The 23865-nt window shown below is 54.5% G+C and carries 19 protein-coding genes, 3 tRNA genes, 2 rRNA genes and 3 pseudogenes; 18 read left to right on the forward strand and 9 right to left on the reverse strand.

From position 1 onward, the window contains the following. Nucleotides 1–15 precede the first annotated feature (15 nt). The 6 genes from AC5STB_RS09330 (at nt 16) to AC5STB_RS09355 (ending at nt 4282) form a co-directional block, all read left to right on the forward strand. Nucleotides 16–91: transfer RNA gene (locus tag AC5STB_RS09330), tRNA-Ala, on the forward strand. Between the two features lie 26 nt (nt 92–117). Further along, nucleotides 118–194 (forward strand) — tRNA-Ile (locus AC5STB_RS09335). Nucleotides 195–601: 407 nt separating this feature from the next. Beyond that, nucleotides 602–3431: ribosomal RNA gene (locus AC5STB_RS09340) — 23S ribosomal RNA — on the forward strand. Between the two features lie 115 nt (nt 3432–3546). Beyond that, nucleotides 3547–3661, forward strand: a 5S ribosomal RNA gene (gene rrf / locus AC5STB_RS09345). A gap of 45 nt (nt 3662–3706) precedes the next feature. Continuing rightward, nucleotides 3707–3783: transfer RNA gene (locus AC5STB_RS09350), tRNA-Met, on the forward strand. A gap of 46 nt (nt 3784–3829) precedes the next feature. Further along, nucleotides 3830–4282, forward strand: coding sequence for a hypothetical protein (locus AC5STB_RS09355; RefSeq protein WP_495442653.1), 453 nt, complete (start codon nt 3830–3832; stop codon nt 4280–4282). A 72-nt stretch (nt 4283–4354) separates the two neighbouring features. On the opposite strand, the pseudogene AC5STB_RS09360 reads toward AC5STB_RS09355, so the two are convergent. The 5 genes and pseudogenes from AC5STB_RS09360 to AC5STB_RS09380 form a co-directional block, all read right to left on the reverse strand. After that, nucleotides 4355–5380 (reverse strand): annotated as a pseudogene (locus AC5STB_RS09360) (recombinase family protein); the annotation flags it as partial. Nucleotides 5381–5396: 16 nt separating this feature from the next. After that, nucleotides 5397–6506 (reverse strand): tyrosine-type recombinase/integrase, encoded by a 1110-nt coding sequence (locus tag AC5STB_RS09365; protein WP_495442654.1) that lies wholly within the window; start codon nt 6504–6506, stop codon nt 5397–5399. Beyond that, the gene (locus AC5STB_RS09370; RefSeq protein ID WP_495442655.1) at nt 6499–8169 is read right to left on the reverse strand and encodes a tyrosine-type recombinase/integrase; all 1671 of its coding nucleotides are present in this window, start codon (nt 8167–8169) and stop codon (nt 6499–6501) included. The genes AC5STB_RS09365 and AC5STB_RS09370 overlap by 8 nt, the downstream gene beginning before the upstream one ends. A gap of 157 nt (nt 8170–8326) precedes the next feature. Beyond that, nucleotides 8327–8539 (reverse strand): helix-turn-helix domain-containing protein, encoded by a 213-nt coding sequence (locus tag AC5STB_RS09375; protein WP_495442656.1) that lies wholly within the window; start codon nt 8537–8539, stop codon nt 8327–8329. A gap of 528 nt (nt 8540–9067) precedes the next feature. Continuing rightward, entirely contained in the window at nt 9068–9532 is a 465-nt protein-coding gene (locus tag AC5STB_RS09380) for a hypothetical protein (RefSeq protein WP_495442657.1), read from the reverse strand. Between the two features lie 117 nt (nt 9533–9649). On the opposite strand from AC5STB_RS09380, the gene AC5STB_RS09385 reads away from it, so the two are divergent. From AC5STB_RS09385 to dut, 6 genes are all read left to right on the forward strand, one after another. Then, the gene (locus AC5STB_RS09385) at nt 9650–9946 is read left to right on the forward strand and encodes a helix-turn-helix domain-containing protein (RefSeq protein ID WP_495442658.1); all 297 of its coding nucleotides are present in this window, start codon (nt 9650–9652) and stop codon (nt 9944–9946) included. Nucleotides 9947–10346: 400 nt separating this feature from the next. Continuing rightward, a complete protein-coding gene (locus tag AC5STB_RS09390; protein ID WP_495442659.1) occupies nt 10347–11252 on the forward strand; it encodes a phosphoribosyltransferase-like protein in 906 nt (301 codons plus the stop codon). Beyond that, on the forward strand, nt 11245–13092 hold the full coding sequence (locus AC5STB_RS09395; protein WP_495442660.1) for an ORC-CDC6 family AAA ATPase: 1848 nt from the start codon (nt 11245–11247) through the stop codon (nt 13090–13092). The genes AC5STB_RS09390 and AC5STB_RS09395 overlap by 8 nt, the downstream gene beginning before the upstream one ends. Then, a complete protein-coding gene (locus AC5STB_RS09400) occupies nt 13076–14029 on the forward strand; it encodes a hypothetical protein (protein WP_495442661.1) in 954 nt (317 codons plus the stop codon). The genes AC5STB_RS09395 and AC5STB_RS09400 overlap by 17 nt, the downstream gene beginning before the upstream one ends. 5 nt (nt 14030–14034) lie before the next feature. Beyond that, nucleotides 14035–15105 (forward strand): methyltransferase, encoded by a 1071-nt coding sequence (locus AC5STB_RS09405; protein ID WP_495442662.1) that lies wholly within the window; start codon nt 14035–14037, stop codon nt 15103–15105. Then, a complete protein-coding gene (dut, locus tag AC5STB_RS09410) occupies nt 15102–15566 on the forward strand; it encodes a dUTP diphosphatase (RefSeq protein WP_495442663.1) in 465 nt (154 codons plus the stop codon). The genes AC5STB_RS09405 and dut overlap by 4 nt, the downstream gene beginning before the upstream one ends. A 128-nt stretch (nt 15567–15694) precedes the next feature. Here the strand turns inward: dut and AC5STB_RS09415 are convergent. Then, a pseudogene (locus AC5STB_RS09415) lies at nt 15695–15793 on the reverse strand (transposase); the annotation flags it as partial. A gap of 14 nt (nt 15794–15807) precedes the next feature. Between AC5STB_RS09415 and AC5STB_RS09420 the strand changes: the two are divergent. Then, nucleotides 15808–16359, forward strand: a complete 552-nt coding sequence (locus AC5STB_RS09420; RefSeq protein ID WP_495444639.1) for a hypothetical protein — start codon at nt 15808–15810, stop codon at nt 16357–16359. Continuing rightward, the gene (locus AC5STB_RS09425; RefSeq protein WP_495442664.1) at nt 16356–16949 is read left to right on the forward strand and encodes a toll/interleukin-1 receptor domain-containing protein; all 594 of its coding nucleotides are present in this window, start codon (nt 16356–16358) and stop codon (nt 16947–16949) included. Before AC5STB_RS09420 ends, AC5STB_RS09425 begins: the two co-directional genes overlap by 4 nt. Nucleotides 16950–17338: 389 nt before the next feature. On the opposite strand, the gene AC5STB_RS09430 is transcribed toward AC5STB_RS09425, so the two are convergent. The 3 genes from AC5STB_RS09430 to AC5STB_RS09440 all read right to left on the reverse strand — a co-directional run bounded on the left by AC5STB_RS09430 (nt 17339) and on the right by AC5STB_RS09440 (nt 19973). Continuing rightward, a protein-coding gene (locus AC5STB_RS09430; protein WP_495441156.1) for an IS3 family transposase occupies nt 17339–18498 on the reverse strand; the annotation gives its coding sequence in 2 pieces (ribosomal slippage) (nt 17339–18240 and nt 18240–18498; 1161 coding nt in all). Nucleotides 18499–18528: 30 nt separating this feature from the next. Continuing rightward, complete coding sequence (locus tag AC5STB_RS09435) at nt 18529–19563, reverse strand: relaxase/mobilization nuclease domain-containing protein (RefSeq protein ID WP_495442665.1); 1035 nt, start codon at nt 19561–19563, stop codon at nt 18529–18531. Continuing rightward, on the reverse strand, nt 19560–19973 hold the full coding sequence (locus AC5STB_RS09440) for a hypothetical protein (protein WP_495442666.1): 414 nt from the start codon (nt 19971–19973) through the stop codon (nt 19560–19562). The genes AC5STB_RS09435 and AC5STB_RS09440 overlap by 4 nt, the downstream gene beginning before the upstream one ends. A gap of 385 nt (nt 19974–20358) precedes the next feature. Between AC5STB_RS09440 and AC5STB_RS09445 the strand changes: the two are divergent. From AC5STB_RS09445 to AC5STB_RS09460, 4 genes and pseudogenes are all read left to right on the forward strand, one after another. Beyond that, nucleotides 20359–20838: pseudogene (locus tag AC5STB_RS09445) on the forward strand (IS5 family transposase); the annotation flags it as partial. Nucleotides 20839–21015: 177 nt separating this feature from the next. Next, entirely contained in the window at nt 21016–22857 is a 1842-nt protein-coding gene (locus tag AC5STB_RS09450) for a CHASE domain-containing protein (RefSeq protein ID WP_495442667.1), read from the forward strand. Further along, entirely contained in the window at nt 22858–23271 is a 414-nt protein-coding gene (locus tag AC5STB_RS09455) for a response regulator (protein WP_495442668.1), read from the forward strand. It begins immediately after the preceding gene. A gap of 55 nt (nt 23272–23326) precedes the next feature. Then, the gene (locus tag AC5STB_RS09460) at nt 23327–23722 is read left to right on the forward strand and encodes a response regulator (RefSeq protein ID WP_495442669.1); all 396 of its coding nucleotides are present in this window, start codon (nt 23327–23329) and stop codon (nt 23720–23722) included. The last annotated feature ends 143 nt before the right edge of the window (nt 23723–23865 follow it).

Consider the following 23865-nt stretch of genomic DNA (forward strand, 5'->3'; position numbering starts at 1 on the left):
GCCGGGGTTCAGCAAGGGGCCTTAGCTCAGCTGGGAGAGCGCCTGATTTGCATTCAGGAGGTCAGGAGTTCGATCCTCCTAGGCTCCACCACTTATGCAAACGGCCCGCAACAATACGGGTCGGTAGCTCAGGTGGTTAGAGCGCACGCCTGATAAGCGTGAGGTCGGAGGTTCAAGTCCTCCTCGACCCACCACCCCTCGCAGGGGTGGCCGTATGGAAGAACATATCTTCAAGCAGTTTGAGACTGTTTGAACGTCTGTTCTTCAGACGAAAATTGACATCGTTAAGAGAGATACAATCAACAATACTGTTGGTCGCCCGAGTGTGGGACAGACCTCAGTCAGGTGCTGATCTTCTTCGGAAGTGAGGCGAGCTTCAGAACACGTCATGTTTCCTCAGACGTCCTGGAGTATGCCTGGTTGAAACGACAGTGTTGTCCAAGTCAAGTACACTAACCCGCGCGGTCGCAAGACTGCGCAACAAGTTCCTGGTCACCGACATGACCGGGAGCGGGATAGTTTGCTTTTTGGTTCAGAATAAGGGTGCGGTTTCTTACCAGCTTCCGCACCGTGGCATGAAACACTGTCTTTTTCTGGATCAAATCAAGCGCGAGAAGGGCGTTTGGTGGATGCCTTGGCAGTAAGAGGCGATGAAAGACGTGATACCCTGCGATAAGCTTGGGGGAGCCGGGAATAGGCTTTGATCCCAAGATCTCTGAATGGGGGAACCCACCTGAAAGTCCGTTATTGTTACCCTTGGTAATCAATAATGGGTTTAACCAGGTACTTAAGGACTGAATACATAGGTCTTTAAGAGCAAACCCGGGGAACTGAAACATCTAAGTACCCGGAGGAAAGGACATCAATAGAGACTCCGTTAGTAGTGGCGAGCGAACGCGGACCAGCCGAGCCTGATGAGTGAGAAGAACATGTTGGGAAACATGGCCATAGCGGGTGACAGCCCCGTATTCTAAGCTCTGAGGGACGTATTAAGTAGGGCGGGACACGTGAAATCCTGTTCGAAGATCGGAGGACCACCTCCGAAGGCTAAGTACTCCTTACTGACCGATAGCGAACCAGTACCGTGAGGGAAAGGTGAAAAGCACCCCGGCGAGGGGAGTGAAACAGTACCTGAAACCGAACGCCTACAATCAGTTGGAGGCCCCTTGAGGGCTGACAGCGTACCTTTTGTATAATGGGTCATCGACTTGGTCTCACGAGCAAGCTTAAGCCGTTAGGCGGAGGCGCAGCGAAAGCGAGTCTTAATAGGGCGCATGAGTTCGTGGGATCAGACCCGAAACCGAGTGATCTAGGCATGGCCAGGTTGAAGGTGCGGTAACACGCACTGGAGGACCGAACCCACATCCGTTGAAAAGGATCGGGATGAGCTGTGCCTAGGGGTGAAAGGCCAATCAAACTCGGAGATAGCTGGTTCTCTGCGAAATCTATTTAGGTAGAGCGTCATCCGAATACCCCGGGGGGTAGAGCACTGGATGGGTAATGGGGCCCCACAGGCTTACTGATCCTAACCAAACTCCGAATACCCGGGAGTACTAGATGGCAGACACACGGCGGATGCTAACGTCCGTCGTGGAGAGGGAAACAACCCTGACCTCCGGCTAAGGCCCCCAATTCATGGCTAAGTGGGAAAGCAGGTGAGACGTCCAAAACAACCAGGAGGTTGGCTTAGAAGCAGCCATCCTTTAAAGATAGCGTAACAGCTCACTGGTCTAATCAAGATGTCTTGCGGCGAAGATGTAACGGGGCTCAAGCCATGAGCCGAAGCCGAGGATGCACATAGTGCATGGTAGCAGAGCGTAGTGTGACATAGTTCCATGCGTCCTTACTTTCCTGCGGGAAAGATTGGACGCAAGGAGCTTTCGATGAAGCCGGGGCGTGAGCCATCCGGTGGAGAGATCACTAGCGAGAATGATGACATGAGTAGCGACAAAGAGTGTGAGAGACACTCTCGCCGAAAGTCCAAGGGTTCCTGCTTAAAGCTAATCTGAGCAGGGTAAGCCGGCCCCTAAGCCGAGGCCGAAAGGCGTAGGCGATGGGAACCACGTTAATATTCGTGGGCCAGGAGGATGTGACGGATTGTGAAGGTAGTTCATCCTTATCGGATTGAATGGGCTGCTGATCAGTCCCTGGAAATAGCCCTCCATCAGACCGTACCCTAAACCGACACAGGTGGACTGGTAGAGAATACCAAGGCGCTTGAGAGAACGATGTTGAAGGAACTCGGCAAAATACCTCCGTAAGTTCGCGAGAAGGAGGCCCGGGTTCAAGGCAACTTGGATCCGGGGGCACAAACCAGGGGGTGGCGACTGTTTATTAAAAACACAGGGCTCTGCGAAGCCGCAAGGCGACGTATAGGGTCTGACGCCTGCCCGGTGCCTGAAGGTTAAAAGGAGGGGTGAGAGCTCCGAATTGAAGCCCAGGTAAACGGCGGCCGTAACTATAACGGTCCTAAGGTAGCGAAATTCCTTGTCGGGTAAGTTCCGACCTGCACGAATGGCGTAACGACTTCCCCGCTGTCTCCAACATCGACTCAGCGAAATTGAATTGCCTGTCAAGATGCAGGCTTCCCGCGGTTAGACGGAAAGACCCCGTGCACCTTTACTACAGCTTCGCACTGGCATCAGGATTGTGATGTGCAGGATAGGTGGTAGGCATCGAAACCGGAACGCAAGTTCCGGTGGAGCCTCCCTTGAGATACCACCCTTCGCACTCTTGATGTCTAACCGCGGTCCGTTATCCGGATCCGGGACCCTGCGTGGCGGGTAGTTTGACTGGGGCGGTCGCCTCCTAAAGAGTAACGGAGGCGCGCGAAGGTTGGCTCAGAGCGGTCGGAAATCGCTCGTTGAGTGCAATGGCAGAAGCCAGCCTGACTGCAAGACTGACAAGTCGAGCAGAGACGAAAGTCGGCCATAGTGATCCGGTGGTCCCGCGTGGAAGGGCCATCGCTCAACGGATAAAAGGTACGCCGGGGATAACAGGCTGATACTGCCCAAGAGTCCATATCGACGGCAGTGTTTGGCACCTCGATGTCGGCTCATCTCATCCTGGGGCTGGAGCAGGTCCCAAGGGTACGGCTGTTCGCCGTTTAAAGAGGTACGTGAGCTGGGTTTAGAACGTCGTGAGACAGTTCGGTCCCTATCTGCCGTGGGTGTAGGATACTTGAGAGGAGTTGCCCCTAGTACGAGAGGACCGGGGTGAACGATCCACTGGTGGACCAGTTGTTATGCCAATAGCAGTGCTGGGTAGCTATGATCGGACAGGATAACCGCTGAAGGCATCTAAGCGGGAAGCCCCCCTCAAAACAAGGTATCCCTGAGGGCCGTGGAAGACCACCACGCCGATAGGCCGGAGGTGTAAGCGCAGCAATGCGTTCAGCTGACCGGTACTAATCGCCCGATAGGCTTGATTTGATCCAGTAACAGACAGTGTTACAAAACCAATCAAAGCAAACATCCCTAACTGACTTGGACAACGTGATTGTACCGGCGCTCCCAATAAAGGCGCGCCGGAGTGGATTTTTCTCGGTTTGGTGGCTACAGCACAAGTGAAACACCCGGTCCCATCCCGAACCCGGAAGTTAAGCACTGTCGCGCCGATGGTACTTGGGCTCAAGCCCTGGGAGAGTAGGTCACCGCCAAACCTAGTAAAATCCAAAATCTCTCAATACGATATCAAACAAACCTGACGCGGGATGGAGCAGCCAGGTAGCTCGTCAGGCTCATAACCTGAAGGTCGCAGGTTCAAATCCTGCTCCCGCAACCAGCGATACAGAACGGCCCGAAGCACCTGCTTCAAGGGCCGCTTTTGTTTGCCCCAAAGCCATCAGACCTGCCAGCTCTCCAACCAGCTCAATGGCCAGGGAACCATCTTCCGGGATCAGGCGCACCTCGGACAGGAGGCTGCGGATGATCGTGCCAGCTTCGCTTTTGGTGGCAGGGTCGTTCAGTGCGTTGGTAAGACCTGCAACCTGCTCCCGGTAGAGACCGGCCAGGCTCGGGTGCAGCAGGACCGGCGGCTCGGACGGCGCCTCCTGCAGTTCAGCTTCCAGCTCTTCTTTACGGACCTCCAGCGCTGTCATCTTGTCTTTCATGCTCGGATGGAACATGCCATCGCTGATGGCTTCGATGATGTTGCTGATCTTGCCGGTAACTTGTGCCAGCTCGCGCTCCGCCTTGGCGCGGTCCTGCTGGATCGCTCCCGCAAGCCGGTTGTATTCCGTCTGGTAGGCGCGGGTGAACTCCGCAATCAGGTTCGGGTGTAGCAACTGGTCCTTGAGGCCGTTCAGCACGCGGTCTTCCAGGCGGTCACGCCGGATGGTCAAGCGGTTGCTGCAGGTGCCTTTGTTGCGGGCGCTTGCGCAGCCAAAGTGCGCCTTGCCAACGATGCTGTATCCGCCGCCGCAGGCGCCGCATTTGAGCAGGCCGGAGAGCAGGTGCCTGGCCCGGCGTGCCCGTTCCGGCCGCATGACACCCTGGCTGATGACATCACTGCGGCTAGCTTGCTGGCGTGCCTTGACACTCCGCCACAGGTCCTCCCCGACGATGCGCAAATCCGGAACTTCTTCGATGATCCATTCCTCAGGCGGGTTCAACCGGGCCTGGCGTTTGCCTGTCGCTGGGTCCTTGATGAACCGCTGCCGGTTCCAGACAAGGCGGCCAGCGTAAAGTTCATTGTTGAGAATGCCGGTGCCGCGCCGCCAGTTGCCATAGATGGTGGACATGCCCCAGCCTTTGCCGCGGGGGCCTTCGATTCCCTCTTTGTTCAGGCGCCCGGCTATGGCGCGCGGGCTGTTTCCGGCAGCAAACTCTTCGAAAATGCGGCGGACGACTGCTGCTTGGCTGACATTGATGGCGCGGTCGCCAGTGGAAACACTGCCATCTCTATTGAAATTGCGAACGGCGTCATAGCCGTAGGTAATTCCCCCGGCGGATTTTCCCTGGCGAACGCGGCCTTCCAGCCCGCGGTGGGTCTTTTGGGCCAGATCCTTGAGGAAAAGGCTGCTCATGGTGCCTTTGAGGCCGATGTGCAGCTCGGAAATCTCGCCTTCGGCAACTGTGACAACTGGAATCCCCTGGAACCGCATTTGCTTGAAGAAGGCAGCAATATGCTCCTGGTCCCGGCTGATCCGGTCAAGCCCCTCTGCAACGACGGCATCGAAGGAGCTGCGGCGGGCGTCTTCCAGCAGCCTTTGATAGGCTGGGCGCAGATGCGAGGCTCCAGAAAGCCCCGCATCTGCATAGGTTTGCACGCAGCTCCAGCCATTCTGTCCGATCAGGCGCTGACACAGCCGGAGCTGATCTTCGATTGAAGCGTCGCTCTGCAGATCGGAGGAATAACGGGCATAGATCGCTGCGCGCATAAGGCGGGCCTTTCCTTTAGGAGGGATCGTTCGTTGCGCCTTTGGGAGGCTTCAGAACGCGTTTGGCCCGCCCCATTATAGGCACGGTTCGCTGGATGTCTTCCACTATCGATTGCAACCCGTTGCAACTTGAGATCCCGGTTGCGCGGTTGTAGTGCCGCTCGGCCATGTCGAGGGTCGCGTGGCCAAGCAGGTCACGGATGATGTTGACGTGCTCCGGGTCGATTTCGGCGATGGATGTTGCAGCGATGGATCGGAAAGCATGGGGGCGCAGTTCCACGCCGAGATGACGAGCGGTGATCTTGGGCAGTTCCCGGGACAGCCCGTCAGCAGTCAGTGCATTGCCGTATTGATTGATCCGAAGGGCATCTGAACTTTTCCCTCTCAGCAGAACAGGGCGGTGTTCCACCAAATATCGCTGCATCGGTTCATTCAGCTTTTGGGGAAGGCTGAAACTCCGGGCCTTCTTGTCTTTCATGTCCTCAGCCTCAAAGCGGAGGGCAAAGCCAGAGGAAACCGGCTGAATATGGCGGCCGATGCACATCGCGAGCAAAGCGCGGCGGCGGACCGGACGCGAGATCAGAAACCCAATCAGCAAAGCCTGACGGAACCAGATCGCACGGCGCATGGCGGTAAGGCTCTCATCTGCCTCGGCGTTTTCCATGCGCGCAAGTGCCCAACTGAAGATTTTTCCGGCCGAAACTGGATGAGGGGCGGGCAGGGCGCATCGGTCAGCTTGCGCGGAAAGGCGCCTTGAGGCAGTTTCCAGCCAAGCCCAGTTCCAATCCGGTGCAATACTGTTGGCGACGACGTAGAGGTCGGTCACAAGTCCAGCTGTGGAACTCGGTTGCAGGCGTGCCTCGCATTCCTCCAGGTAGGCGCGCACGCGGTTGGGCGTGATGCGTTCAGAGGGGAGTTCATCCAGCCCCGCCGGATCGGTGCGCACAACAAACGACAGCCACTGCCCGTAAGACTGGCGACGCTTGGTGCGGGTGCCGTCCGACCAGTTTGCGCAAGGGCCTTGACCGTCAAAGATGTCACCAGGGCTGAAAAGGCTGTCCCAGGCGGCTTTATCCGCCTGGGGCCAGTCTTCGAACTTGAGAACGAGAGGAATAGGATCAGCCATTACTGCCTCCCCATTTGCCGAGGACCACATCATCGTAGTGGTCATGAGCCCACTGGTTGGAGACACCGGCATAGAAGTCCATCGTCGTCTGGAGTTTCTTGTGCTTGAGCAAGCGGCGCACGGTTTCGAAATCGCCCGGCCGTTCCTTGAGGTACAACTTAGCGGCGATATGGCGGAACAAATGCGGATGCACTTCGAGCCCCGTTTCACGGTACACCGTCCGTTTGAGTTCGGATCCGAAGTTGTCAGGGCCCCGGGGCTGGCCAGTACTCTTAGCGGGGAACAGCGCAGTTCCCTTTGCTTCAGAAATCACCGGGCGGTACTGGGTGATGTAACGGTGCAGAAGCCGCGAAGTTTTGGCGTTGAGATCGACCTCGATCGGCTCGCCGTTTTTCACTTCGGTGCCCTCGATGCGCACCGAGTAAAGCGTGCGGGTGCCGTTCAGCCGCGGGCGGAGGTGTCCGTTCAGATCGAGCCCTGCGAGGTTCTTGATCCGCATCGGGCAGCTCAGCAGTATCGCAATGGCCGTGGCGCGCATTGCCGCCAAGGCACTGGCACGGGAAAGCGGGGCTTTGTCAGCGTTTTCCATCAAAGCCTCGCTGAGAGTCACGAGAAGCACGACATTGTTCCAGTCGTCGAACTGCATCAGGCGCTCCGCGTTCTTGCTGCTCATACCCTTGGGATCGGCGGAAACCTTCTTCTTGATGGCAGCCAGCCTGTCCAATTCGTTCTTGGGCATCTGCAAATGGTGCCGCGCGATAGCGGTCAGGGTTGCGGCAATATTGCCGAGCCCGCTGGGCATCGAATTGCTGCCTTTGCGGTGCACGATGGCACGGAAGGCCGCCTTCATGTTCTCCCCGGTAATCACCTCTGCCAGGCATTTGAAATCTTCCGGCTGGGCGCCTGCCTGTACCAGCGCATCCAGGAATTGCCGCAGGTGGGCGCGGATGTTGCGCAGGGAGGTCGGCCGCAACGCCTTGTCAGGCCCCACTTCGGCGAAGATATCCGCGTGGGACAGGCGGTCGATGTAGGCGTCGATCTCCTTCTGCAGGCTGTGGGGATAGTCGCTCATCGGCCGGGCGAGGTAGCGGTCACTCCGTTCTGTTTCCAAGACAGGAAGATCCAGGCCGTTGCGTTTGACGAGGTGGTTCCATGTCTGGATCATCGACTTGCAATGGTCTTCAGGCTCTTTGGTCAACAGGCGGCTGTCCAGAATATTGCGATAGGCAAGGACGGTTTCCTGGGTCACATCTTGGGGTTCAATACCGCGGTTGCAGCAATAACCGGTAAAACGGCTGAGACCCCAGACCTGGTGTTTGGCGGCAGCAGTATCAAGGAAGCCCTTCCAAGCCGGGCTGCGTTTTTTCACCTCTTCATCGACGGGGAGGGCGCCAACCGAACGCAGTGCGTCCGCGAGGTTGCTTTTGATATTGCTGAGGCTTTTGGCCGACATGCCGCATTGCGCCGGGTGCAGTCCTCCAAGCTGACGGCGCAGGGTACGGACATCCGCTGGGATGTCGCACGGCGGCCGGTGCAGGAAGTCCGAAATACGGCGGACGGCGGCGAGGCGCGCCTGATGGCGGCGGTTGTCTCCGGTTGGGTTCTCCAGCAGGCAATGGAGGACGTCGGCGAGCGACTGGAACCTTGGGTTATCGGATTGCATGGTTATCTCCTGATTTGTGAATTTTGAGGACATTGGGGGACAGGGAGGGCAGGGCGGCCCACGAGGGGACATTCGGGAAAACAAGGGAACAAATTTGTATCCAAAATCCGTGCCCCCGTTTTCCCGAGCCTTGGAAAAATCAAGCCAATTGAGGACATTAGAGGACATGTGCCAGGACCGGGTTGCCGCGGGCGGCTGCGAAGGTCTTGAGGTCGGCCCGGGCGATCCGCCAGTCACGGCCGAGGCGCAGTGCAGGCAGATGTCCGGAAGAGATCCAGCGCCGCACGGTCTTGGGGCAAACGCGGAAGGTGTCCGAAACCTCTTTCACGGTCAGGAAGGTGGTGTCGGCGGGGAAGGGGAGGTCAGCCATTACCAGCCTCCCTGTTTCCCGATTTGCAACGGGTTGCAAAATCGGCACGGGCAGCCTCGCGGGCGAGGAGGCGTGTCAGCGCAAGCAAAGGTTCAGGAATGGCAGTCGAGGGCAAATCTTGCCCGTGAGCAGAAGACGCACACGGCATCGGTCAGTTCCTTCTTCAGGAACCGCACGTGGCAATGATCACGGTGGTCTGGCATTGGAGCGCACTCCAGACAGCAGACCACAGACCTCAAGCGAGGTCAGGATCATTGCCATCGAGTGCTCCATGGACGCGAGCCGCCCAAAATGCTCCCTGCGGCCCAGCCATCAAGGCTGGCGGGTTAACAGTGCTGCAACCTTAATGCGCGTTAAGTAATTGTTCAAGAAGGGAAAATGGTTACCATTTGGATACCTTTCTCCGACCGTTGGGCGCGGTCGTTCAGGTTTTCTAGTTGGTCCAGCGGCATTCACAGTTGCCGCTTGAATATTCCCAACGAGGGCCGGGAAACCCCGGCCCAAGCGTGTGATGAATGCAAAGGGAACTCAGTCCCAGCCCGACTTTACGGCACCTTGCACCGTCACCGTTATTCTGTCGCAGATCGTGTTGTCGGGCTGCAGCTTGAACATGAATATCCTGCTGTAGCCCCGCCGCGTACCGAAGCCTCGGGATGGCTCGATCAAGTATCCCAGCCGGATCTTGTCGCGGACGGCCTGCACCATGGCGTGTGAGTTCAGGCGCAGGTCGCGGACGGCGCCATCCTCAATGCGACGGTTCCCTGTGCGGCGATCTAAACTGATTGGCTTGCGGAAGTTGCGGCTGATCTGCCTGAGGATAGCCGTTGCCTTCCCGCGCAGGTGGGACGGATAGCTGCCGGTGATGTACATATAGGCCGCCCGGTCGGAAATATCGGCATGCAGTTTGGTGCCGGAAACCATTTCTGAGGCGAATTCCCCGTACAGTTCAGCTCGGTCGATAAGGGGTTTACGGTCCCTGGTCCGGATGATCATGGTCAGTCTCCCTGTCTGCTCTTTCCTTAGGAAAGTGTATAAAAATCATGGGTATGGTACATTCAGACGCCCGAATATAAGCACGTTACATAGCCAGACATGGCAGTCCAGAGAAAAATGAGACTTATAAGTCGTGGGCTGATTGGTCTCATTGAGCAATCCATCACTTTGATGGATGTTCGTGAACGCATAGGTTGGAACTTGAGGCGACTACGCAAAGAGCGTGGCGTTACCCAAGAGGATTTTGCGACGGACAGTGGCTTCGACCGAGGCTACATCAGCGGAGTCGAGCGTGGAGTCCGAAATCCGTCGGCGTTGGTATTGGAACGGATATCCGAAGCACTTGGGGTGGATGTGTCGGAGCTTTTCGACCAGGGCAAGGCAAAGGCTTTTTCTGTTCAGGCAAAGGGTTAGCTTTCGAATAAAGACCCGTGCAGATGCAGTCCTGCAGTATTCAACTGACTGACCCGGTAGCATGCTTGCAGCCCACATTTGATGCGAGCATGAGGTAGTCGCCATATATGCCGTGTGTGAAAACTGCCTACTATCCCACTAAAGGCAACGCTTAGTCCGGGCAAGGGCACTACTGTTGAAATGGGAAGTTGTGTCACGTAGAGAGATGCGCATACTGTAGTTTGTTCTGCCAAGTGCGCGGGTAAGGTGTGATACAGCCCTTCACAGCCACACGAAAGCCTCGCCTCAGAACTCCAGGGAAGCCTTTCGTTTACTGAGAAGGACAAGTTTTGAGTAGTTTCTCCTCTACGCACTGATATGATCAAACCCGACTAGTTAATATATTTTGGACCGCCAAGGCATGCAAATAGATTTTGAGAGTAGTAGACTTTCTGAGAAAGAGCGCTACTTCCGTGAATTCTCAGTTTGGCCACTCTTCTCTGAATTGGACTCTGATGGTTGGCTGTCAAATTTTCGAGATAAAGAAAAGTGGGTCGCTGAACGCCTGCTTACAAACTTCACCTATTTTAATGAGCAGATGACTGATGCTTTGCTTAGGTCTTCAGTGCAGAATTGTTTTTCCGCGTATTCAGAAGATAGCCAGCCGAAAAATAGGGGAGTGTTCGACTATATTCAGGAAACCGCATTTGTAATCTGCGAGGGTGAAAACCCAAGTCCGACGGACAGTGGGCATATTTTTGCACGGAAACTGCGCGATAAGCTTGGCATACCGGAAGAACAAATATTTTGGCCTGCGTCAGCTTTGTCGTACGTGTCGCGGTTCAAGCGCTTCGTTTTCGTGGATGACTTCACCGGGAGCGGCAATCAATTTATTGAGACCTGGCATGCCAAGCACACGGTTAATGGTGCCGCTTTGTCGTTCAGCGATCTTGTAAATGTACCGGATCTATCATTTGCTTACTGCTGCTGCATTGCGACCGCTAAGGCACGTGAAGCTGTTGAGCAGAACGCGCCGAGAGTTGCATTGCGACCAGCGCACCAACTCACAGCGGAAAGCAACGCTATTCTACCTAGCTCTCGGATTTGGGAAGGTGTAGACGCTGCAACTGCTATCAAGGTAATTAAGGATGTGTCTGCGCGTGCAGGCTATGCGGCGGAAAATGGTGGACAAGACGACTGGCGTGGTTTTCATTGTTTGGGCTTGGTGCTTGCCTTTAATCACGGAATTCCAGATGCAAGTCTTCCAATATTTTTCTCACAAAGAAATAACTGGAAGCCGCTCATATTGAGGCCAGACCATGACTGATACAAATGTGATCCACGATTTATTTGGCAGCTTTAGAGCTGAATGGCTGAGGGACGACATTTTCAAGCTTTTCAGTGAGCCGGCATATTTTGCCCATTTGCTTGGAAATAAGTCTTGCGTGCTCATGGGGGGGCGTGGCTCAGGGAAAACAACTGTCTTGCGTTGTCTTTCTTACCAAGGCCAAAGTGCCTTGGGGCGACAAGATTGGAAATCGCCTAGCCACGTGGGTATTTACTACCGTGTAAACACAAATATTGTAACCGCATTTGAAGGCCCCGAGCTTAGTAATGAAGAGTGGCGTCGTCTATTTGGACACTTTCTGAATCTTACGATATGTGAAGAATTTGCAAAATATGTGCAGTGGTACTGTGAGAAGAATGGTGTTGAGTCTGTAGGTATTTCCTTTCGAGCAATTGGTATTGCCTTGGGTATTGAAAGGACAGAGACTGTGCAGGAGCTCTTGGAGGGAATGTCGGAGGCTTCTGCGCAGCTGGAAATTTATATCAACAACCTAGGTGGCTCTCGCCCTAAGGTTTCTCAGCTCCAGTCTCCCATAACTCAATTTTTAAAGCTTCTGAAAAAGCTCCCTGGCCACGACGATGTCGGATTCCACATTGTCCTCGATGAGTATGAAAACTTGCTGGATTACCAGCAAATGATAGTAAACACGCTGATCAAGCATAGCGGTGATAATTGCTACTTTAAAATCGGCGTCCGAGAGTTGGGTTGGAGGATCCATACCACCCTTAATGAAAATGAATCTCTTATAAGTCCTGCGGATTATGAATTGATCCACATTGAAGAACGGCTTAAAGGTGATTTCGCTAATTTTGCGCGAACGGTATGTGAATCTCGACTGAAGAGCAACCAGGCATCTGTTGGTAACTATCTTAATTTGGACTCCCTACTTCCAACTTTAACTACACTCGAAGAAGCCGAGAGACTGGGAGTGTCGAAAAGGGTTTCCCAGCTTCGAGCTGATCTTAAAAAACACCCTGCCGCTTCCTCGGCAGTCTGTTCTCAGCATGATTTTGTTCTCTACGTGTTCAATGAGCTGAATAAAGGAGAGCTTGAACCTACAATAGCTGAACTAAAAGCTTATGCGAACAAGCAGAAGAAAGCGGTCGAGCGATATCATAACCACTCGCATGCATTGCTTTTTTCAATTGCCGATAGAGGGACTTCGATCACAAAGCACTACTGTGGGCACGAAACTTTTGCTCGTCTTGCGAATAGAAATATTCGATTCTACATGCAGCTCGTTCACGAAAGTATTGTTCAACAAATTTCATCTGAAAAAGATCTTGGGTGTGCAATCGATTGTAAGGATCAAACTCTTGCAGCAAGGAGAGTGGGTCTAAACTACCTTAGGGAGTTGGAAGGCGCTACTGCTCGTGGTAGCCACCTTTCCAAGCTTATTCTGGGGTTCGGCAGGTTTTTTCAGATACTTGCCTCTAATCCCGTGGGGGGCGCTCCCGAGAAGAACCAATTTTTCCTAAAGGACGCAGGTGAAGTTTCTTCCAGAGATCAGCAAACGGAGGCCGCAAAATTGCTTACAGAAGCAATCATGCATCTCGCTCTGATTAGATCCCCAGGTACAAAGCTGGCTGCTGAAACAGATACTCGTGCCTGGGATTATTCACCGCATCCGATCTTCTCTCCGTACTTCAACTACAGTTCGCGGAGAAAGCGAAAAACAGAAATTACTGATGCTGACTTGATTGCAATGTCAAAATCACCTCAATCAACTATTAAAAAGCTGCTTGGCCAGAATCGACAACATCTTGCAGAAACAGATCTGCCTTCTCAAATGAGTATGTTTGATGAGTTCTTCAAATAACTTGCGGCTCTGTTTGCCCCTGCGCCAGATTTTTAATGACCGTACCGGTATTAACGTTACCGATAGGTCGGTTCTGCTGTTTGGCGTTTTTGAACAGAGAAGCGAAATTGACAGAGACTGGCTTACAGTCTTTGGGGATGACAATACTTACGAAATCTTACCGTCGGAGGATCTGCACAACGTCAATATTCCAAGATTCAGGGAAGGGTGGATTTCCATGCGAAACCAAAACAACCTGGTTGAGTTTGTGCATTCTTTGAACGCCAGTGCTATTTACATAGATATCACAGGTTTGCCTCATCACGTTTGGATGCCGATAGTTCGTGTTTGTGTGGAGAGCGGTTCAGATACGAACTGTATCTATGTTGAACCGAAATCATACACTTACAACCCAACCCCTAAACCTGGTGAGTTCTTTGATTTGAGCGAAAGGTCGCATGGCTTTAGGCCTATACCAACTTTTGCTCGCCTGGCTACAAGGCGGGCGGAGGAATCCACACTGGTTCCACTATTGGGATTTGAAGGTATTCGGTTCAGGCATCTTGTCGAACGTATCGAACCTAGCGAGAGAGACATTTCACCGGTAGTCGGAGTGCCGGGTTTCGAGATTGATTACCCATTTCATACGTTTGAGGGCAACGCCACAGTGTTAAGCGTTACTCGGTCTTGGCAGCGAGTGGGGTACGTCGATGCTTCATGCCCATTTTCCTTATATTCGCATCTTGAGCGAATTAAGCGGAGTTCGCCGGAAAAGCACCTTCAAATTGCTACAATCGGCACGAAGCCACATGCTCTAGGTGCAATGATGTTCGCAATGACAAACTCAAATGTTGAGCTGCTTTATGATCATCCAGTTAGGCGGAAAGGGAGAACCAAAGGCATGGCGAAGTGCCATCTGTATAAAGTCTCTGATTTTCTCGGTGGACGGGATTGTTAAGATTGATGCTGGAGTACACGCCTTCTGAAATTTCTGATAAACTCATATTGGCAGCAAACGTTACTGCCCCCAAGACCATAGTGGATTTCTGCGCTGGTCAAGGCAGCTTGCTGGAAGCGGCAAAACGAGTGTGGCCCTCCGCAAACCTTTTTGGCGTTGATGTCGATCCTAAAGTGGTGGGAGCGGTCCCGTCCGCATCGTGGTTTCGAGCAGACTTCCTAGACCACTCCTTCGACCAACGTTTGGGAGGGCAGTTTCCAAAGAAATTCGATCTAATTCTCCTAAATCCGCCGTTCTCTTTCGATCGGTCTCAGCTTCGTACTGCAAGAGGCTCATACTCTAATCAAAGATGTAGTGTTGCATTTGCATTTCTTTTTACAGCACTCGAATATCTTGACCAAGACGGGGAATTGCTTGCCATTATGCCGACGTCAAGTCTCCGAAGTGACCGTGATGCAGTTTCTCGACAAAAGCTGAGAGAAACACACATCTGTAAGGTAATTTCGGCTCCTAAGTACGATAGGTTCCCGGGACTGGATGTTTCAACCTATATGCTAAGTGTCCGGCGCAAAAAGAGGACGCAACAAGCTGTTTCTAGCCTGCCTTTCCAGCAGGAATCGATTAGTAAATGCAAGGTGTTGCGCGGGCAAATCTCAGTGAAACGTAGGGATCGAGAGATCCAACAGGGATTGCATGGTTGGATTCATACGACGAGCATAAGGACCTCGAAAATCGTTGAGCGCTATAAACTGCCTGAGTCTGTACATGCGCGTAATCAGAGTTTTTTGCCTAAGGGATCACTTGTTGTACCTAGGGTCGGAAAAGTGCAACCGGGTCACTTGGTGATAACCACACGCCGTGAAATTCTTTCCGACTGTTTGCTGGGAATTACCTTTGAAGATCGGTGCCTTACTGGGCAACTCGTAGAGTTTATCCAAAGTGATTTTTCTAACTTTCTAGACATATATGCGGGAACTGGTGCACCTTACACCACGCAAGGCAAGCTATCGGCATATGTGGAGCAAGCAATGATCCACGTGGCAAAACCGGAATACAAAGGGCCTTCGCTGAGATGATCAAGATTGGATTTGCATTCACTGAAGGCTCCGACCGAGCTCTGGGTGTACCGACCCGTGGCAGCCAAGGAGCTGCTGGTTGGGATGTGAGGGCAAACTTCAAGGCTGAACAAAGAAGTACTGGTACTCTCATCAAACCAGGTGGGATCGCTGCGATTCCTACGGGGCTTGTTCTAGAAATTCCGAATGGATTTGAATGCCAAGTTCGTTCTCGTTCAGGTCTTTCCATGAATCTCGGTGCATTTGTGCTGAACTCTCCAGGTACCATCGACAGTGACTATCGAGGCGAAGTGTCTGTTCTACTGGCAAATTTTGGAAACGACCCGGTTGAAATCTCTCATGGTGATCGAGTCGCCCAACTTGTTTTTGCAGCCCTTCCAAAGGTCGAGTTCATTGAGACCCTGCAAATGAAGGCAACAGCTCGAGATGACGGTGGCTTTGGAAGTACAGGGCTAGATTAGAGAAAGTTGTGGTTGGTCTGTACAGAGCCGACGCTCGTTTTACCAAACATACTCTAAGCCCTGAGGATTGTGTCTTTCGAGGCGAACTCACTGCCGTGATCGACGAGGATGGTTGCTAGATAGCCCGCGCGTTTGTGCCGACGCAACGACGAAAAAAACAGTACCGGCCAGTCGAGCGCCGCCATCCGGATTAGGCTCTCGACCAGTCCGACTGTCTGACGCAGCGGGAAACGGACACTAAATGCGATCTTACCGCAAGAATGGGATTCCACTTGTTTTTGTAAGCGCTGTCGAAGAACATGCCCGTATGGAAGAGGTGCTTACAAGTACTTGGTTTCGCTACGTTGCGTTTCCTTTGGTTAGCGCAGCGCTTGGAGTTGCCGTGAAGTACGTCACTCGAAATGACCAATACGCGAAATTTCAAAAGGAGGACATGTTTATTGGGCTAGAGCTCATACTTACTGCTTGCCTGATGTATGTTGTTGTCACGACAGATCGTGCTATCGAACTCTCAAAAGTTAACGAGCGATTGAATGAGATTCTGAACTCTGGGTCGGTTGATCAGTCGAGGACGACTGAGCTCCAAAGCGCAGCTGTATCGCTTTCAGCGAAGATTGACCTATCTGGGTGGGTAGTTCTGGCTATGATTTTGGCTCTTTGGAGCGTTTCTACCATTGTGCGTAAGTGGGGGTGGGTTTCTGAGACAGAAATGAAGCCGGTAGTCGGAATTGCTATGCCACTAGGTGCCGGGATTCTGGCTCTAATATTCGTCATGGTGGGAGCAGCTGCATGAAACTAAGAGCTTCCACGATTTCGATGACCCTAGGCGTAATTTCAGTAGTAGTCGCACTAGTATCAGCTATTGCAGCAGTATTGGCGTTGTTCGCATCACTTGGGGTAAGTACAGCTGCGGTAGGCGCAATCGCCTCGGTGATTGCGGCAACTGTTGCTGGCGCATTCAGTTCGAATATTGCTTCGTTCATCAAGAACCTGACGGGAACTAAGCGAGTCTTTGTTTCCTACGCTCGTACTGATGCCAATCTCGCAAAGAGTTTGGCAGCTGCATTGCGCAAGGGCGGTATGGAAGTTTGGATCGACGTAGATCGTATCGGATCGGGTGGGGATATTCTAAAGGCGGTTGAGCGCGGAATTTCGGACGCTGACTATTTTGTCCTCATCGCATCTGAAAAACCGTCTGATTTCGTCGAACATGAGGTAAAACTTGCGAAGGATCGAGGTGTGAAGATTTTGCCTCTAGTTTCCGCGAGCAGCGTTGGTGTCGGGCTCATGGCTGATTTAGTCAGTATTCCATTCGCACAGACTGAAACTGAAAATGTCGAGCGACTAGTCAGTCTTATAACGCGGGCCAGCCAGAGAGCATAGTGGTTTACAACTGGACGATATTTCTGATGGCGCATGGTCTTCGCGGTCCCACACATTCGCCCCGCGCTGTGTCTCAGTAAATACCCGCTTTTCGTTCCTGCGCGTACCTAAATAACATAGCTCAGGGTGGCTATTTGTCATCGCCCGAACTCCACAGTCGAGAGGCGGAGAATTATGGCAGCAGTTTGCGCGCTGCACAGCCGCAGGGCAACTGCGAGCACTTACAATATCCCTCCGACAGTTAAATTCGGCAACTTATCTGTGTTCTGCAACGCTGGTTGCATGCTCCCGCAACCAACACTAATTCACCTGACATATCAAAGGCTTCGGGTAAGACATCCGGGGCCTTCTTCGTGTTCGGGATGACCTGCCCCCCGCGGGTCCCTCGCTCATGACGAGAGTCTGCGGGTTTGATTTTGGTAGTCGTCGGTTTCGGGCTTGGCAAGCGCGGCAGGCGCGGAGCCCTCAAATTGCTCAAGCGCCTGCCGCGCTTGCTTTGGCGTTCTGTTCCCCAACGAAGAGTGCGGCCTGACGTTGTTGTAATCGTAGCGCCACAGCGCCAGCTTGCGGCGGGCATCGTCCAGGGTATCGAACAGCTCTTCATTGAGAAGCTCGTCCCGCAGGCTTCCGTTGAATGACTCGATGAAGGCATTCTGCTGCGGTTTTCCGGGATCGATGTAATGCCAATCCACGCCGTTCCTGTCGGCCCATCTCAGGATTGCCCGGCTGGTGAATTCCGTGCCGTTATCACTGACAACGCAAACAGGTTTTCCGTAGATCCGGACGAGCGCGTCCAGCTCCCGGGCAACGCGCTCACCCGAAATGCTGGTGTCCGCGGCCAGGCACAGGTTTTCCCGGCAGCAGTCATCGTTTACGGCCAGGATGCGGAACTTCCGCGACGCGCCGAAGCTGTCTGCCAGGAAATCCAGGGACCAGCGCTGGTTGGGCTGTGTGGCTTCGGGCATCGGCGTTCGCGAGCCCCGGGCACGCTTGCGGCCCCGCCGCCGTTTCACCGCAAGGCCTTCTTCCCGGTAGAGGCGGTAGAGTTTTTTGTGGTTCATGATCATGCCTTTTCGCTCAAGCAGCACGCCGATCCGCCGGTAGCCGAACCGGCGGCGTTTGCCAGCGATCTCCTTCATCTCCTGGCGGATCTCGGGATGGTCGAGCGGGCGTTCGCGCCGGACCGTCTTGGGGTCGACACCGACAAGCCGACAGGCCCTGCGCTGCGAGATGTCATGATCCCGCATTGCATTGAGCGCTGCCTCTCGCCGCTCTTTCGGTGTCGTCAGCTTTTTCCCAGCAGGTCTTTCAAAACCACGTTGTCGAGCATCGTGTCCGCCAGCAGCCGCTTCAGCTTGGCGTTCTCATCTTCCAGGGCCTTCAGCCGCGCGGCCTCCGACACCTCCATGCCGCCATATTTGGACTTCAGTTTGTAAAAGGTCGCCGGGCTCAGGCCGTGCCGACGGCACACCTCCGCTGTCGGCATCCCGGCTTCCTGCTCTTTGATCATCCCGATGATTTGCGCCTCAGTGAAACGGCTCTTACGCATTCGTCTGCTCCTACATAGGTTGGGCAGACTCTACTTCATGGTGAGGGATTTTGCGGGGGGCAGGTCACAGGCCCAGAGCCCGCGAATGCCTGTGGGCGTTCTGGCCGCGCGCGCTTTTTCTTCAGTAAGCCAGCGTTCCTGCTGCTTGCGTTTGAGATCATCGCGGATTTTACGCTGGCGCTGCACCATCTGATCGCGCTGGAACTTGGCCGCGAGGTTGGCTTTTTCGGCCCTGGCGCGCTCTTCCTTCGCCCAGACCTTGAGTTTGGGCGTAAGCTGCGCCGCAACATGCGCTTTCGCCATATCCGTTGACAGCAATTCTTTCGGATCACCAAGACGGGTTTTGAGCTCTTTGGTCTTTGCCCCTGTGCAACGGGCGAGCGAATACACCTCTCCGCGCCAATCCATCGCCACAAAGCCGCGCTTGTCACCACGGGCAAGCCAATAGCCATTCTCCTTGAGCGCCGCCTCAAAGGCCTTGCGATCATCCGACCCGCTCCAGCATTCCCGGATCAGGGATTTAACCTCTCTCGGGTCTTGCTTGGTGCGTCCCGCTTGCTGCCATTCGGCTAGCGTGAAGGATAGAGGATCCCGGTTTTTCTTGTCCTTGAACCCGTTCGGCATGCGCCAGCCATATTCCAGATACAGATCCCGTGAGACTTCTTTCAGGCGGGTCTTGTAGTAGGGAAGCTCAATCGCTTTCATCCGCTGCCCATCGATCCGCGACCAGACGGCATGGGAGTGCCTGCGCCCTTCCTTTTCATGGAAGACGATGGCACGGGGCTGGTTTTCCAGCCCAAGGCGGGTTTCTGCGCGGGCAATGGCTGTCTCGAATACCTCCACTGACACATCTTCATGTTCCGGCGGGTTGAGGCTGAGAGAGAACAAGTGCTTTTGGCAGCGCGTACCGCGCGCCACCGCTTCACATTCTTGCATCGCTCCCGTCAGATCATCGGCGGCAAAGCCGCGCAGATCGAACAGTTCCACATGGTCATTGTCGCGCGCATTCAGTAAATGCCGCGCCAGTTCCTTGCCATGTGCCCGCTGATTGCCTTTGAGGATCATGACACGCCTCCATTGAGGCCAAGCGCTTCGATCAGCGCCGCGCGCATTTTGGCAATGTCAGCGCAGGCCTCACGCAGTTCGGATTCGATTTCCGGGTGAACAGGCAGCGTGCCCGTATTTACGGCGCGGGCGAGCTGGTTGAGGTTGCTGGAGAGGTGTGATTGTCCCAAAGCCGCCAGAACGCGCCCCAGAGCCTCATGATCTGCCATAGGGTTGGTATTCCTACGGCGCACCTTCTGGAGATCTTGGTCGAACAAAACGGCCTTGATATACGCACCCAGAGGCACGCCGTTCGCCGCTTCTTCGAGCTGCGCTCGTTCCTCAAAGGTCAAACGCAGAGAAAACGGCGCTTCGCGTTTTTTGGCTACTTTGGCGGGTTTTGCCGCTAGATCGCTATCATTTCGGTACATGTCTGCATTCCAGACACCCCCATCTTGTGCTTTAAAACCTTATAATATCAGGTGTTTAGTGGGTAGGGGATGTCGTAATCTGCGACAAGTGAGAGGCGTTGGTTGCCTGCTCCCGCAACCAGCGTTTCCGACCAAGCCCCTGCAAAAAGCGGGGGCTTCTTCGATTCAGGCTGATCCAACGCCATGATCCCCGCCAGTTCCCCAACAAGTTCAACCTGATGGCCCGCCCGGCGCATCAGCGTCCGGAACCAGCCGCACCTCCGAAATCAGCGTGAGCCTCTGCGGGACGCTGGCTGGCAGGTGAATGACAAACGTGTCGAACGTCTATGGCGCAAGATACACATCCCTTGCCCGTCAGGGTCATGCACAGCATGATCCCGAGAAGGGAATTGACGAGGAAACGCTGGAGGTCAGAGCCCTGGAGATCACCGGCAGCAATATCGGTGACGCGCCCATACTCCCGGAACTGCTGGACCAGATCGAAGCGGATCAGGGCATCGCATCGGTCACCGCCGGCGGTGCTTGCGATACCCGAACGTGCCACGAGGCAATCGCTGCCCGAAATGCCGCCGCTGTCATACCGCCACGCAAGAACGCAAAGCCCTGGAAACCAACGAGTCCCGGCGCCGTCGCCCGCAACGAAGCGCTGCGAGCCTCGAAGTACTTGGGCCGCGCCATCTGGCGACGGTGGAGCGGCTACCACCGTCGGAGCCGTGTCGAAAGCAAGATGAACTGCATCAAGCTGCTCGGCCAATCCCTGATGGCCCGAGACTTCGAGCGCCAGGTCGCCGAGCTGCAGGTTCGTATCGCCGTGCTGAACGGCTACACGGCGCTTGGCATGCCTATTACGCGACCCGTGGAATAAGTCTATCCGGGGAAAGGGGAGCTGCGTTCAGCCCCCGATTTGTGCAACAAGGCCATTCGGACCACTTAAGTGGGGCTACTCATAACCGCTTCTATTTTGCGATGTATTATTGCCCGCATAAATTGTTATTTAATCTCAATTGGCCGAATAATGGTTTGTGTTGAAATCATAAGGGGCATGGCGACTTCAATTTTCGGTGCGGGTGAAATACACGGAGGCGCAAATATGCCCGGCGGTAAAAGTCTAGCAAGAGAGCGCGCAGCTTTGGCGAAGATGTCCCACCTGCATTGGGTGCATTGGCTGATCGTTTTGTTGTCGCTGTTTCTGACGGTGACGGCCTGGCATGTCACGCGGACAGAGATTCAAACCCGGACCCAGGAGCGGTTCCAGCGTGCAGCGGCCCAGCTAACCAGCCTGGTCCGCGAAGGGATGGGGCAGTATGAAGATGCGCTGCGAAGCGGAGTAGCTTTGTTTCATGCGTCAGGCGGGGAAGTCTCGCTTGCCCAATGGGCGCGGTTCTCACGCAGCCTGGAAATCGAACGCCGCCACCCCGGCATCAATGGCATCGGTGTTATTTTTCCTGTTGAACCAAGCAGACTGGATGCCTTCGCCGCGCGCCAGCAGGAGGAGCGGCCGGATTTCAAGGTCCATCCGCAGAACTCAGCAAGTCTGCACTTGCCGATTACTTTTATCGAGCCGGCTGGTATCAATTCAGCTGCCATAGGCCTGGATATGGCTCACGAGGAGAACCGTCTGACTGCGGCATTGAAAGCACGGGATACCGGGATAGCGCAAATTACGGGACCTATCACCCTGGTGCAAGATGAAAACAGAACGCCGGGCTTTCTGTTCTACATGCCTTATTATGGCGAGGAAAATCTGACGGGTGTGGAAGAACGGCAGCAACAATTCCGCGGCCTGGTCTATGCCCCGTTTGTGTTCAGAAAACTGATTGATGGAGTGCTGGAGAAGGAAAGCCGGATGGTGCGGTTTTCCGTGCGCGATGGCCAGGACATCCTGTATGACGAAGCCGATGGCAGCCACCCGCACGAAGAGGCCGAGTTCCGCCAGAACATCAGCCTGGGCATGTACGGCCGGCGCTGGGAGTTCGAGATATGGGAAAGCCCGTCGTTCAGGGCTCTTAACGGCAGCAGCGAGCCGCTGCTGATCCTGATAGGTGGTCTTGTCATCGACTCACTGCTCTTTGGACTGTTCGTTATACTGACCAGGTCGAACCGGCGCGCTATTGCCTTTGCAGGCCGGATGTCGGCCGAGGCCAACAGCCGGGCGTTGTCTCTCCAGAGATCCAACGAAGATTTGGAACGCTTCGCCTACGTCGCCTCGCATGATCTTAAAACGCCTCTGCGCGGTATCGCCTATCTGGCAGGCTATCTGCGTGAGGATCTGGAGCCGGTTCTCCAGGCTGCAGGCGGTGCGGAGGAGGTAGAGACACACTTAGACCGTTTGGAACAGCAGGTTCAGCGGATGGAGGGGCTGATATCCGGCATCCTCTCATATTCCGCCCTGCAGTTGGAAGAGAGACCGGTCAAGCTCGTCGATACGCGCGAACTGGTTGGCAAGCTGCTTCAGCAGCTAGGGTTGCGCGCCGATCAAACCCGCATGTCTGGCAACTTCCCGGAAATTGAAACCGATGAGACCGGCTTTGAACAGGTCCTATCAAACCTGTTGTCCAATGCGGTGAAGTATCATCATCAGCCCGAGAGCGCACTTATCACAGTTTCAGCCCAAGGGCGGGACGGCTGGCTGACGATCACTGTTTCAGACAACGGCCCAGGCATTGCTCCCCGGTACCACAGGAAGGTCTTTGAGATGTTCCAGACGCTGCAAGCAAAGGATGACAACGGCAGCACCGGTATCGGGTTGGCGATCGTTCAAAAAACGGTCGAGCGCTATGGCGGGACCGTGGAACTGACCTCCGAAGAAGGGTTGGGAGCGACCTTCACAATCCTTTGGCCTCTCCGGCATCAGACTGAAACCAGCATTCAAAAGGCTGCTTAGATGACTGTACAAGAGTTCTTGCAAATCCTGCATGTTGAGGACCACGACTTGGATGCTGAGGCGGTGCTGCGAACGTTCCGCAAGCTTGGCATAGACATTCCGGTGGCCCGCGCGCCTGATGGCGCCGAAGCACTTGAAATTCTGCGCGGGATGGACAGCGAAGCCATCCGCAGAACCGTTTTGCTGCTTGATCTCAACCTGCCGAAAATGAGCGGGTTTGAGCTGCTCGAACAGATGCGGGACGATGCTTCAATGGAGGCTATGCACGTGTTTACCTTTACGACCTCTGAAAGCGAAGAAGACCAAGCCGCCGCGCGGAATTTTGGAGTTGAAGGATACATTGTGAAACCTGCGATCAGCAGAGAGCTCCCGGCTGCTCTGACACCCGTCCGCGACTTCCTGCTTTCTGCCTGATCGTTGCGGAAATGACCGGGGACTTGAGCGGGTGCGTGAGTTAGAGGAGAGCTGTATGCTAGAAACGCGCGAGGCCGATCTGCAGGTCCTGCTGGTAGAAGACGACGGTTTCGACGTGCGCCACTTTCTGCGCTTGCTGACCAGGTCCAGCGTGCCTGCACACTGCAAGGTCTTCGCTACCGCCGATGATGCGCTGTCACACCTGGCTGCCGCCTCCTCGCACCAGTTCGACATTCTTTTCCTGGACATGAACCTGCCGGGAATGAGCGGGATCGAGTTCCTGGAAACCTGTGCGGCACAGTTTGGATCTTCCGTTGCATGCCGCGTCGTTCCCATGCTGTCTGTTCGGTTGACGGCTGCAGACAAAGCGCGGCTAAATACTCTGCTGGGGGATTTTCAGGTGCTGGCTAAGCCGTTTGATCAGAAGGCTCTGGAACAAATCCTGTGCTGACGGCAGCGCCCGGCGAAAATTACGGAATGCGGCACCGTCAGTGGAATACGGCATCCTGCGCACCGGAAATGGCAGACGGAGCAATCTCTAACGTGGCCAGCGCTTTCTAGCGGGTGGGAAAGGTGGAGGTAGTCCGTTGTGTC

Source organism: Leisingera sp. CC-HEC093, from assembly GCF_059429195.1.